This window comes from Bacillus sp. USDA818B3_A (assembly GCF_009928415.1).
Classification (GTDB): domain Bacteria; phylum Bacillota; class Bacilli; order Bacillales; family Cytobacillaceae; genus Neobacillus.
Genome location: NZ_JAABNN010000006.1, coordinates 75,427 through 88,007, shown reverse-complemented (window position 1 = coordinate 88,007; position 12,581 = coordinate 75,427). Strand labels below are relative to the sequence as shown.

General features: G+C 39.5%; 13 protein-coding genes and 2 pseudogenes. 14 read left to right on the top strand and 1 reads right to left on the bottom strand.

The window, feature by feature from the left end:
• Positions 1-12: 12 nt before the first annotated feature.
• From GXK58_RS13045 to GXK58_RS27700, 4 genes and pseudogenes are all read left to right on the top strand, one after another.
• Positions 13-1,095 (top strand): MBL fold metallo-hydrolase, encoded by a 1,083-nt coding sequence (locus tag GXK58_RS13045; RefSeq protein ID WP_160723745.1) that lies wholly within the window; start codon positions 13-15, stop codon positions 1,093-1,095.
• Positions 1,096-1,578: 483 nt separating this feature from the next.
• Positions 1,579-2,316, top strand: coding sequence for a cytochrome P460 family protein (locus GXK58_RS13040; protein ID WP_160723502.1), 738 nt, complete (start codon positions 1,579-1,581; stop codon positions 2,314-2,316).
• Positions 2,317-2,429: 113 nt separating this feature from the next.
• Positions 2,430-2,747: pseudogene (locus GXK58_RS27705) on the top strand (DUF4405 domain-containing protein); the annotation flags it as partial.
• A 33-nt stretch (positions 2,748-2,780) separates the two neighbouring features.
• The gene (locus GXK58_RS27700; RefSeq protein WP_237389672.1) at positions 2,781-3,107 is read left to right on the top strand and encodes a hypothetical protein; all 327 of its coding nucleotides are present in this window, start codon (positions 2,781-2,783) and stop codon (positions 3,105-3,107) included.
• Between the two features lie 112 nt (positions 3,108-3,219).
• On the opposite strand, the gene GXK58_RS13030 is transcribed toward GXK58_RS27700, so the two are convergent.
• A complete protein-coding gene (locus GXK58_RS13030; protein ID WP_160723498.1) occupies positions 3,220-4,137 on the bottom strand; it encodes an AraC family transcriptional regulator in 918 nt (305 codons plus the stop codon).
• Between the two features lie 215 nt (positions 4,138-4,352).
• Between GXK58_RS13030 and GXK58_RS13025 the strand changes: the two genes are divergently transcribed.
• From GXK58_RS13025 to GXK58_RS12980, 10 genes and pseudogenes are all read left to right on the top strand, one after another.
• The gene (locus GXK58_RS13025; protein WP_160723496.1) at positions 4,353-5,519 is read left to right on the top strand and encodes an MFS transporter; all 1,167 of its coding nucleotides are present in this window, start codon (positions 4,353-4,355) and stop codon (positions 5,517-5,519) included.
• Between the two features lie 83 nt (positions 5,520-5,602).
• Complete coding sequence (locus GXK58_RS13020) at positions 5,603-6,247, top strand: NAD(P)H-binding protein (protein WP_160723494.1); 645 nt, start codon at positions 5,603-5,605, stop codon at positions 6,245-6,247.
• A gap of 26 nt (positions 6,248-6,273) precedes the next feature.
• Positions 6,274-6,747, top strand: coding sequence for a flavodoxin family protein (locus GXK58_RS13015; RefSeq protein WP_160723492.1), 474 nt, complete (start codon positions 6,274-6,276; stop codon positions 6,745-6,747).
• Positions 6,748-6,749: 2 nt separating this feature from the next.
• A pseudogene (locus tag GXK58_RS13010) lies at positions 6,750-7,733 on the top strand (aldo/keto reductase).
• A 129-nt stretch (positions 7,734-7,862) separates the two neighbouring features.
• A complete protein-coding gene (locus tag GXK58_RS13005; protein WP_202171356.1) occupies positions 7,863-8,228 on the top strand; it encodes a nuclear transport factor 2 family protein in 366 nt (121 codons plus the stop codon).
• A gap of 159 nt (positions 8,229-8,387) precedes the next feature.
• Positions 8,388-9,239 carry an aldo/keto reductase gene (locus tag GXK58_RS13000; RefSeq protein ID WP_160723488.1) on the top strand — a complete coding sequence of 284 codons (852 nt, stop codon included), beginning with the start codon at positions 8,388-8,390 and terminating at the stop codon, positions 9,237-9,239.
• A gap of 260 nt (positions 9,240-9,499) precedes the next feature.
• Positions 9,500-9,916: a (R)-mandelonitrile lyase gene (locus tag GXK58_RS12995; RefSeq protein WP_160723486.1), complete on the top strand. Its 417-nt coding sequence runs from the start codon at positions 9,500-9,502 to the stop codon at positions 9,914-9,916.
• An 86-nt stretch (positions 9,917-10,002) separates the two neighbouring features.
• Positions 10,003-10,332, top strand: coding sequence for a carboxymuconolactone decarboxylase family protein (locus GXK58_RS12990; protein ID WP_160723484.1), 330 nt, complete (start codon positions 10,003-10,005; stop codon positions 10,330-10,332).
• A 26-nt stretch (positions 10,333-10,358) separates the two neighbouring features.
• Positions 10,359-11,102, top strand: coding sequence for an SDR family oxidoreductase (locus GXK58_RS12985; RefSeq protein ID WP_160723482.1), 744 nt, complete (start codon positions 10,359-10,361; stop codon positions 11,100-11,102).
• A 258-nt stretch (positions 11,103-11,360) separates the two neighbouring features.
• Positions 11,361-12,524, top strand: coding sequence for an MFS transporter (locus tag GXK58_RS12980; protein WP_160723480.1), 1,164 nt, complete (start codon positions 11,361-11,363; stop codon positions 12,522-12,524).
• Positions 12,525-12,581 lie beyond the last annotated feature (57 nt).

Genomic DNA, 12,581 nt, shown 5'->3' with positions numbered 1-12,581 from the left:
ATAAAGAAAATAATGATTTATTTATTGGTTTTAATCGTTGTATTAGGAGTTGTCATTTCATTGTTTATGTATATACATCCAGCTTTCGGCGGTAACCCAAGTAACGAACAAAAAGAGGTATATAAAACATTTGATAATTATGATGACGGGAAATTTGTCTATCAGACACCAACAGAATCTAATATCTCATCCACGTTTAATGACTCAAATTCAGTTAATAAGGAAACCAATCCTGCTGGTCCAATTCCTGTATCTAAGATTGATTGGAACAAAATTAATAGTAAAGAAGATAGTTTAACCTGGTTTGGGCATTCTGCCTATTTACTTAGTCTTGATAATAAGAAGATACTTATTGATCCAATGTTAGGTCCCATTGCTTCACCCGTTTCCTTTGCAGGACCTAAGCGCTATAGTCAAGATTTTTTGAATAGTATTGAAGAAATGCCTCCTATAGATGCTGTCTTTATTTCGCATGATCATTACGATCACTTAGACTATCAATCTATAAAGAAGTTAAAGAGCAAGGTCGGTCATTTCTTCGTTCCTTACGGTGTAAGTAATCATTTAATTCGATGGGGTGTTGCAAAAGAAAAAATTACAGAAATGAATTGGTGGGATGAAACGGAGTTCCAGGGTTTAACCATAGCATTAACTCCATCGAAACATTTCTCTGGAAGAGGGATTTTCAATCGAGATTCAACCCTTTGGGGTGGTTGGGTCATTCTTGGAAAACAAACCCGTTTCTATACTAGTGGAGATGGTGGCTATGATGCGCATTTTAAGAAAATTGGCGATAAATATGGACCATTTGATATCGCTTTAATAGAAGGCGGACAATATGATAAACGCTGGTCTTGGGCTCATATGTTTCCAGAAGAATCTGTACAGGCTAATTTAGATGTAAAAGGCAAGCATATGATGTTAATGCATTGGGGTGCCTTTACACTTGCGAATCATGGTTGGACAGACCCAATCGAACGAGCATTAAAGGCTGCAAAGAAAAATGATGTGAATCTTATTGCTCCACAAATTGGTGAAACTGTTCAATTGGATGGGAAGATGTCTATTCCTGTTTCATCATGGTGGAAAAAGTAATTGGCAAAGAGTTACGAAACAAGGTTTTTTTTTTCTAAGGCAATAGTTCCTGCAGTAACCCCGACCAAAACCCATCCTTCTGCAAGCAAATTGAAAGTGCCAAACTAATGAAAGAAAACAGTGCACATAGATATCATGCATAGTGTAGTGGCACATCTCAATAACTGAAAATCAAAGCAAAACAACGAGATAGATTATGAAGATTCATCATGAAAAGTGGGCTAACAAAATTTGTATATAGGTGTTTGTAAGAGGATTATGCATTAATTTGGGACGAATAGGCTATCGATTACTTTTTCATTTATTGCATAATATTTATGTTCATGCTTTTTTTAATTTTTGTACGGTATAAATATTCAAAACTAACACTTTAACACTAGAACAAAAATTCACCAATACTGCGCCATTTAGCCAATGGGTACCGACAATTAAAAAATGCACTGAACCAAACTATAACAGGAAAACTTTGAGGAGGAAAAAAGTATGAAGAAACTATTATTTCCGTCCCTTGCATTGCTGATATCCCTCATTCTTACTGCTTGTAACAACAACAACGATAAAAATGGGATTTCTCAACGGGACCAATCTAGTGACAGTTCCAAACAAGAGTCCTCTGGGAGTGGCACTGAACTTGTCAAATTCCCTGAAGGCTACGAAAAAGGTGAGCTCTTCACGACTGTGACTCGTGGAAATACTTACGAAGAACTCTACACTAGTCGGGAAGCAATTGAAGCAGTACAGAATGGACAGCCGATACCTAGTGGAACGGTAATCACACTTGAGATCTATGAGGATGAAGAACTTGACCGGATCTTCGTGATGGAAAAGCGCACTGGTTGGGCTGACCAAAACCCTCCCGATATGCGTAACGGGGATTGGCAATACCAATCATTTTCCCCTGACGGGTCAGTGGAAGAAAATGCAGACATCGGTCGTTGCTTTTCCTGTCATGCGAATGTGGAAAGAGATGACTACGTGAATAAGTTGGATGAGATGAAAAGTTATGACTTTGAGGAACCTACAGGTTCAAAGGACGGAAGTACAGAATCTCAAATCATAGGTTTTCATGCCAAGGACTGGGAGGTAAAAGAAGTAGCTGCTCACATGGATGATCGGCATGATGTTCTTGATGAAGAAAGAGGCTTAATCGGAGATGAGACAGAAGAGGGGATCGTGCAGAAGGTACTTCTGACGATTTATTTCAATCAGATAAAAAAATGAGCGATTGATCCCTTTATAAAGGGACCCGGATCTATCCCACCAATACATCCCGACGGAAAACAAACCCACATATTAATTAAAGTAGAAAGAGGAGAAGTTTTTTGAAAGGAAATATGTTAATCAGGATGGTTATCGACCTTACCATGACCATTCTGATGTCAGTGGCAATGGCTTACCAAATAACCGGAAATACCATTCATGAACTCATTGGAGTTATCCTGCTAATATTGTTTATTGTCCACAATATAATAAATAGACGATGGTATAAGACAATTTTTAAGGGAAAGTACAATATACGTCGTATTCTAAGCATAGCGGTTAACCTGCTTTTTCTTGTATCAATGTCTGTGGTAATAATAAGTTCTGTTCCAATTTCCAGTGATATATTTCCGTATATTCCTGTAGAAAATGACATGATTCTACGGCAGATACATGTTCAGACTTCATATTGGGGATTTATCTTCATGTCTGTGCATATAGGAATGTCATGGGGAACAATTATCAATGCAGTACGAAACATGAGGGGGATTACTAGCACGAGTCGTATCCGCACAATCGCGATGCGTGTGATAGCGGTGTTGATAGTTGTATATGGTGTTCAGACTTCCTTCGAGAGAGACATGCTTTCTAGGTTAACCATATATAATCCATTCGGATGGAGCTATGATGAGTCCACGATGGGATTTTTAATAGATTACTTATCGATAATGGGAATTTACATCAGTGGGACTCATTATGTTCTGAAATTTGTTCGGAAGAAGGAAAAAGCTATTGCTTACAAAGAGAGGTAAACTGCAGAATAAAAGAGTGCATTAATCTGAGATTAATGCACTCTTTTATATTATTTAAAGTGTAGCTGCGGCTATAATTTAGTACACAGAATGAAGCCCCCGTGAAGGGGAATCAAGCTTTTACCATTCGGTCATTTTGCTCCTTCAGGCTCTTTATATCCTCTTTGGGTGGTAAACCAAACATGCGCGAATATTCACGGCTAAATTGTGATGGACTTTCATAGCCTACCCGGAATGCAACATCAGCTGCATCTGCTGATTCCGATAATAACATGCTCCGTGCTTCTTGAAGTCTCAGTTGTTTTTGGAATTGAATTGGGCTCATAGCGGTTATCTCTTTAAAGTGCCGATGGAGTGATGAAACACTCATATTTGCTATTTCCGCAAGTTCCTCAATCTTAAAAGATTTTTCATAGTTATTCAGAATATGTTCAATCACGTCACTAATTTGATGGGTAGAACTTCCTTCTATTGCTATTTGTTTCAGCATAGCACCATGTTCTCCTTGCAGCACCCTATAGATGATTTCTTTCGTGATTAGGGGAGCAAGTACCTTGATGTCTTTCGGAGTATCTAGTAAACGTGCTAATCTTGTTACCGCGTCTAGCAAAGATGGCTCTATTTTACTGACATACATACCTCGTTTAGCATTTTCCTTCTTGTCAGCGCCCATTTGGAATTCACGTAACACCTCCAGTATTTCATTTGGTGTAAATTCTAGTTTGAGAGCCAGATAAGGAACTTCAGAAGAGGCTTCCATAACTTGTCCGGTTATTGGCAGCCTAACGGATGCAACTAGGTAATCGGCAGGACCATACTGAAAACTCTCATGTGACAGCAATACCTCCTTCATCCCTTGAACGACAATGCATAAGGAAGGCTTGTGAACTCCGTAATTTGGTCCCGTATTATTAGAGTATCTTGAGAAGAATAAAGCCGGAATAGCAGTCATTTGAGTACCATCTCGTCCTGTGTGACCCTCTATGATTTTGGCGAGCTCAACTCTTTGTCTATATAATTGTTCAAACATAAAATCCCTCCTCTGTTTTCTTCATTTGTGATGGTCCCATTATAAGGCTATATACTTTCTGCGTAAATGGTTGTGAAAGGATTAGGCAATCATTTGGTAGGATTGTGATACCAGTCGTATTTTCGTTTGTTGCATAATGAGGATGTAAGTTATTACACATCTTTATTTTCAACGTAAAAAGATCAAATTATTGATAAGGGAGTAGATAGATCACCATGAATAATACATGGAAAATATACATGCTAACCCTCATCAGCTTCTTGGTTGGCACCTCACAATTCGTCATCTCTGGAATTCTAGATAAAGTCGCTTCTTCCGTCGGTGTTTCCGTATCGGTTGCGGGGCAGCTTATTACAGTATTTGCTCTTGCTAACGCAATCGGCACGCCCCTCTTCATGTTGGCGACTGCAAAGATGGATCGGCGAAACCAGCTGCTACTGGCTTTAGCCATTATATTTCTCGGAAGCGTTTCGACACTTGCTCTTCCGGGCTTCAACTTTCTGATGGCTTCACGGATCATACTTGGAATCGGAACGGGTATATTCGTCGTCACTTCCTATTCCTCTGCAGCTAATTTGGCACTTCCTGGACGACAGGCTGGAGCAATGTCAAATATTGCATTAGGCTATAGTGTTTCCCTTGTTCTCGGTGTACCCATCGGGCGTGTAATTGCTTCCGCATATGACTGGAAGGTGATTTTTGGGGGCATTGGAATCTTTACGGTGCTGGGATTCATTGCTATTGCAATAACAATCCCATCTATGCAAAGTGAAGCACCTATCCCTCTGGGGGAGCAACTCGCCCTGTTAAAGAATCCAAAGGTCGCTTTCGCCCTTGGTGTGTCGTTATTCGTATTTATCGGATACTCAGTGGTCAATACGTATATCACTCCTTTCTTGACATCTGCTATATCAATAAGCGGAAGGGGAGTTAGCGTCATTCTCTTCGCATTGGGCATAGCGAGCTTGTTCGGGTCTAAACTTGGTGGCTTCCTAGCGGATCGGATTGGTACTACTAGGACACTCATTGGCAGCATAGTAGTACAAACCCTAAGTCTTGCAATGGTGTCTACCTTTTCTGGTTTTGCAGTTGTCGTCATTATGTTACTCATGATTTGGTCTATTGCTGTTTGGATGTTCGGACCGACCCAGAACTTTAACCTACTGTCGATTGCTCCTGAAGCGTCGGGTATCATGCTTAGTTTAAACAGCACATTTGTGCAACTGGGCTTTGCAGCAGGAGCAGGCATCGGGGGAATCGCCGTGGGTAGCTCATCGATTCTTGCCATTTGTTGGATTGGTACTGCTGCGGTTGCAGTGGCATTATTTATCACTGTCGCCTCATTGAGGCTTACCCGTTTGCTATCAAGTGAACGAGGATGATTTTAAATAAAGGCTCTTGGTACAACATAAGAGAGTGCGTAAGATATAAATAAACCAAATTTATTAAAAGAGGAGTAGTTACTATGAAAATATTGATTTTAGGTGCTGCAGGTCAAATAGCCCGTATGTTAAGAAATGAATTGATCAATAAAACGGACCATTCAATCGTTCTTTATGCCAGAAATGGTCATAAGCGTTTAACTATTAATGATGAAAACCGAGAAGTGATCTTTGACGGTGATTTTAAAGACAAAGATAAACTGATTAATGCAATGAAAGATGTTGACCTTGTTTATATCAACGACATGGGTGATGATAAATCAACAAAAACAATCATTGATGCCATGCGTGATGCAGGAGTGAAAAGGGTAATTGCGGCATCTGTTCTTGGAATTTACGATGAAGTGCCCGGAGCTTTCGGTAAATGGAATAATCGTATGATTGGTGGTAGTCCCAGAATGCAGTCCCAGATTGATTCAGCGTATTTATTAGAAAATTCTAATCTGGATTATACGCTTTTAAGACTGACATGGCTTTACAACGAAAATGGGAATACAAAATATATGATTACCCAAAAAGGAGAGCCATTTATTGGTGCACAAGTTACGCGTCAAGCTGTAACTCAATTAATCATGGATATCATTGAAGAAAAAAGTGATAAATATCTTCAAACCAGTCTAGGAGTGAGTGAACCAGATACAGATTGGGCGAAGCCATCATTTTATTAAGATATTTAGTAGAAGGGGTAATATTTGTGAGACGTATATTTCTAAACGGCAGTATGAATATTGATGGAAATACTGCTGGATTAGCAAAAGAAGTTTTTCGAGGTCTTGATTATTCTCCTATCCATTTAGCTGAGCATCATATTAATCAGATTGGACAAGACTCCGGTGGACAACAAGATGATTTTCAAAAAGTAATGGAACAATTAATAAAAGCAGACGATATTGTCATTGGTACTCCGGTTTATTGGTCCAGTATGACTGGTTATTTAAAGACTTTCATTGATCGTTTTGCAGACGCTTTGGATGCCCCATTAGCAAGTAAGCGTGTTTTTCTATTAATTCAAGGTACGGCACCTGATGATGCTATTCCTTATATTACAAATGTAATACAACATCTCTGTCGCCGTTTCCACATGAATTATATAGGATTAGCAACTAATTCTAAGGAAGCAGCTAAATTGCACAAACAAATGGTTATTAATATGGAGAAAGGAAGATAACAATGAAAAAACGCAAATTAGGAAAAAGTGGGCTGGAAGTCTCCGCTATAGGTCTTGGCTGTATGGGAATGAGTCATGGTTATGGTCCGGCATCGGACAAAAAAGAGATGATTTCGCTGATTCATGCAGCAATTGATAGAGGCGTTACTTTCTTCGACACCGCAGAGGTTTATGGTCCATATGTGAATGAGGAGTTAGTCGGCGAAGCACTTAAACCTTTCAAGGGAAAAGTGGTCATTGCCACTAAATTCGGTATCCAGATGGAAAATGGCAAGCAGGTACTTGACAGCAAACCGAAGACCATTCGGCAATCAGTTGAAGGCTCGCTAAATCGCCTAAAAGTTGACACCATTGACCTCTAATATCAGCATCGTGTTGACCCCAATGTCCCAATTGAAGAAGTCGCCGGAGTAGTACAAGACCTAATCAAGGAAGGCAAAGTTAAACATTGGGGGCTTTCTGAAGCAGGAGTACAAACAATTCGTCGTGCGCACGCAGTTCAGCCTCTGACTGCAATACAAAGTGAATATTCCATGATGTGGAGAACTCCTGAAGAAGAACTGTTGCCTACCCTTGGAGAACTGGGAATCGGTTTTGTTCCGTTCAGCCCACTGGGAAAGGGATTCCTTACAGGAAAAATTGATAAGGGTGCAAAATTTGGTAACGCTGACTTCCGCAGCATTGTTCCTCGCTTTAAGCAAGAGAATATCGAAGCGAATCAGGTTTTGGTCGATTTGATAAAAAAGATTGCTACAGAAAAAGACGCTTCACCAGCTCAAATCGCACTAGCATGGGTACTTGCTCAGAAGCCATGGATTGTTCCGATTCCCGGTACAAGGAAATTGGAACGACTGGAAGAAAATCTTGGTGCAGCGGAAGTTAAGCTGGCTCCTGAAGAACTACATGATTTGAATGACGCGCTATCAAAGATCGAAATTTCGGGAGAGCGCTACCCGGCAGAATACGCAAATAGAGTGGGTAAATAAGAGAAACATACAATTTCGAAAACAGGACTTTTCCGACTTAAACAATATAGAGATCGCCAATCTGATGTCCAAATGGTTAAAAGAAAAAGGATTAGATTAATAAATGTTAGAAAAAGGAATGATACAAATATGGAACAAGCAATTATAGATCTTTCAAGGAATAAATGGGACTGGATGATGGAGAGACAATTAGACGATTTAAGTAATCTCTTTCACGAAAAAGCCGTTTTCGTACACATGGGGGCTACATTTTCTAAAAATGAGGAAATTGATGTAATTAAAAATGGTTCTATAGTTTATAAGAATGTAGATATTCAAGAAACATCCGTTCGGCTAATTGGCACAACTGCCATCCTTCTAAATAAAGTACGCCTGGTAGCTGTGGTTGGGGGCAATGAAGTGACGAATCCATTTGTGGTTACAGAGGTATATGTGCTACAGGAGGATCAATGGAAGCTGGGATCAATGTCTTTCACAAAGCTGTTAGCACCATAAAGTAATTTTGATAGTTATTTCAGTAATTCATATCCATACAACGTCTAATCCAAAAGCTATTGAAACCCTCATTGATGGGAGAGCGCTATCCGGCAGAATACGCAAATGAGATTGGGCAAAAAAAGAAACTCAAAATTTAATTAACAGGAGGAATTTTTTATGCAAAAAGTAACTTTAAACAATGGTGTTGAAATGCCAATTCTTGGATTTGGAGTTTTTCAGATGCGGGATGAAAATGAATGTGAACAAGCTGTTTACGATGCGATTATGGCAGGATATCGTCTAATCGATACGGCTGCCTCTTATCTTAATGAAGAAGCAGTCGGCAGGGCAATCAAGCGGAGCGGTGTGCCAAGAGAGGAATTGTTCATCACCACAAAACTTTGGGTTCAGGATGCTGGTTATGAGAGCACAAAGAAAGCATTTGCCAATTCACTAAAAAGACTTCAATTGGATTATTTAGACTTGTATTTGATTCATCAGCCATTCGGTGATGTATATGGTTCTTGGCGAGCTATGGAGGAATTATACCGGGAAGGTAAGATTCGAGCAATTGGAGTTAGCAACTTCTATCCGGATCGTCTGATTGATTTGATCATTCATAATGAAGTGGTTCCTGCTGTCAACCAGGTCGAAACACATGTTTTCAATCAACAAGTTGAAAGTCATAACTTTATGAAAGAGAACAATGTTCAGATTGAGTCTTGGGGACCGTTTGCTGAAGGAAAAAATAACATGTTCCAGAACGAAACTTTGGTATCCATTGCTGAAAATTATAATAAATCCGTTGCCCAGGTGGTTTTACGTTGGTTAACACAAAGAGGCGTTGTTGCGATTCCAAAATCTGTTCGTAAGGAAAGAATCATCGAAAACTTCAATATCTTTGACTTTGAATTAAGTCAAGAAGATATGGAGAAAATTGCTACCTTAGATACTAAACAAAGCTTGTTCTTTTCACATCAAGACCCTGAAATGGTGAAAGGAATCGGGACTCGTAAACTTGATATTTAATGTTCTTTCAAATTCCGAGGTGAATCTACCCACCTAAATACTATTGTGCATTAAGGTGTTGAATCCATAAAAAAGCGTGTGAATTCTACACACGCTTTTTCCATTACAGACTGTGGTGTAGGACTAGAAGTTTCTACAATCGGACTCGGCTGCATGGGTGTGATTTGAATGAAGTATTCTTGAATATCGAGATTCCGGGAGGTCATTATACTCTTGAATACGAAAATAGAATTAACAAATAGGAAAGGATGTTCTCTAGTATGTCTAATATTCAAGATATAAGCGAAAGTGTAATCTTCTCGAAAGGTGTAAAAGTGCCGAATGACCATTTCATAGGGGCAGCACATCTTGAAATGCTAGTTTCAAATGACAATATCTTTAATTGCCCTATAGGTAATGTAACTTTTGAACCGGGGGCAAGAAATAATTGGCATAAGCATCCAGGTGGTCAGATTCTTCTTGTTACCGGTGGCAAAGGATATTATCAGGAAGAAGGCAAACCCGTACAAGAGCTTCACGAAGGTGATGTAATAAAGATCCTTCCTGATGTAAAACATTGGCACGGTGCTACATCAGATAGCTGGTTTACACATCTCGCGATAAGTACGAATGTTCAAAAGGGAGAAACCGAATGGTTGGAACCCGTAACAGATAAAGAATATAACAACTTAAAATAACACGAATTTTATCTAGCGAGGTCACTGATTTTTTACAGGCATCCAACTTCGCTAAATCAAAAGTAAAACGAAAGAAGGAATATAAAATGTCTAATTCTAAAGAACCTACTATTGCACAGAAAAAGTTAGGAAACTTTGCGCCGAAGCTTGTGCAATTAACTGATGATGTTTTGTTTGGAGATGTATGGGCGCGCGAGGAGCTTTCTCCGCGTGATCGCAGTTTAATTACCGTCGCTTCTTTATTAACAGGTGGAAATACAGAACAACTGAAATCCCATTTAAATTTAGCAAAACAAAACGGTCTTTCAGAAGAAGAACTTATTGAAGCAATGACTCATCTTGCTTTTTACGCAGGTTGGGCGAAGGCAATGTCAGCCATGACAGTTGCAAAAGAAGTATTTTCAAAAGAAAAATAAAAATAACGAAAGGATGTTTTATTAGTATGTCTAATATTCAAGATAAAGTTGTCATTATTACGGGTGCCTCTAGTGGGATTGGAGAAGCAACTGCAAAAGAACTTGCCTCCAAAGGAGCAAAACTTGTTCTTGCAGCACGCCGTGAAGACCGTTTAAAAGAATTACAACAAGACATTCAAAATACTGGCGGTCAAGCGTTATATAAAGTTACCGATGTGACTTCGAATGAACAAATGGACGAACTCGCTGAGGTTGCTCTTAAAGAGTTTGGAAAAATCGACATATTAGTCAATAATGCCGGAGTAATGCCACATTCATTTCTTTATAAGAAAAAGATTGATGATTGGAACAAGATGATTGATGTCAATATTAAAGGAGTGCTTTATGGCATTGCTGCTGTTCTTCCAACAATGAGAGAACGTAAATCCGGTCATATTATTAACCTTTCTTCTGTAGCAGGTCACTTTGTAGGTCCTGGGAGCACCGTTTATGCTGGAACTAAGTTCGCCGTGCGTGCTATATCCGAAGGGCTACGTAAAGAAGAGGCTGGAAACAATATTCGTTCCACTATTATTTCACCTGGAGCAGTTCAGTCTGAATTAATTAATTTGATCACCGATATGGATTTAAAACCAGGGATTGATAAACTTTATGAAGATGTTGCCATTGATGCTGAAAGCATTGCCCGTGCCATTGCTTTTGCAATTGAACAACCTTCTGATGTTTCCATTAATGAGATGATTATTCGTCCTACAAGTCAAGAAAGGTAATGTTAACTTGAAAGGGTAGGTAGCTAACCGTCAACAAAAAAACTTGCTCCGTTTGGTAGCAAGTTTTTTGTATTTCTGAGAATTCTTTCTACTTTTCTTATACTTAGTCCCACTATATTCCAACTCAACTATTTTGGAGAAATAGGCAATGATGTGGTAGTAATGTGATATCTCTGACCTTTTGATTTGGGGCATAATTATTAAGGTCAAGTGAACATAACATACTAATTTTTATATTAAGGAGTTGATACGCACATTATGAAAAATACCTGGAAAATTTACATGCTGACACTCATTAGCTTCTTTGTTGGCACTTCTCAATTTGGTATAGTCGGAATGTTGGATAAAATAGCTAATTCAGTAGGTGTATCGGTAGCCACAGCTGGACAGTTAGTTACTGCATTCGCTCTCGCTAACGCAATCGGAACACCTATTATCATGATTGCTATTGCAAAAATGAATCAACGCAAGCAATTGTTACTAGCTCTTGCCATCATTATAATAGGCATCATTTCAACAATCACACTCCCAGGTTTCGGCTTATTAATGGTAGCACGGGTCGTACTTGGAATCGGAACAGGAATGTTTATCGTAACCGCCTATGACCTTGCAGCCAAGCTAGCTCCTCCTGGGAAGCAAGGTGGGGCGATGGCAAACATCTCAATGGGTTTTAGTTCATCCCTAGTATTTGGAGTTCCCATCGGACGTATTATTGCAGCGTCTTATGATTGGAAGACAATCTTCTGGATTATCGGCATCTTCTGTTTACTTGCGGTTTTCGCTGTCGCACGAACGATTCCGGACATGGAAGGTGGAGGAGCCGTATCTCTTGGTCAGAGACTTGCCCTATTGAAGAATCCACGGCTTGCAGTCACTCTTTGTGTAACTTTGTTTGTTTTTACTGGCTTTTCGATTATCGATACGTATATCACCCCCTATCTGACTACCGTTATTCCTCCAAAGATTGAAATTAGTCTCATCCTGTTTGCAATGGGCATTGCAAGTGTGGTTGGCTCCAAAACAGGCGGGCTATTTGCAGATCGAATTGGTGCATTCCGTACACTTATGGGTTCTATGTTCATACAAGCTCTTGCTATGGTATTGCTGTCATTTGGTTCTGGATCATTAGTTGTCACCATCATCCTGTTAATGCTATGGGAGATAGCTTGTTGGACGTTTGGGGCTGTTCAGAACTTCAATCTAGTATCGCTAGCTCCAGAATCATCTGGAATTGTGCTCAGTCTGAACAGTTCGTTCGTGCAGCTTGGCTTTGCTGCGGGAGCCGGTATCGGAGGAATTGCTGTAGGAGGTTTCTCGATAATGGTAATCACTTGGATTAGTGCAGCTTCTGTTGTGTGTGCTGCTATCCTCTTTATTTTTGCACGGTCTTTCTCACATGCCAAGAAATTAATTGCAAATTGAGGACTTCTGCGCAGTCCTATACATTAGATGAATTACTTTTACCACAGAACATAAAAA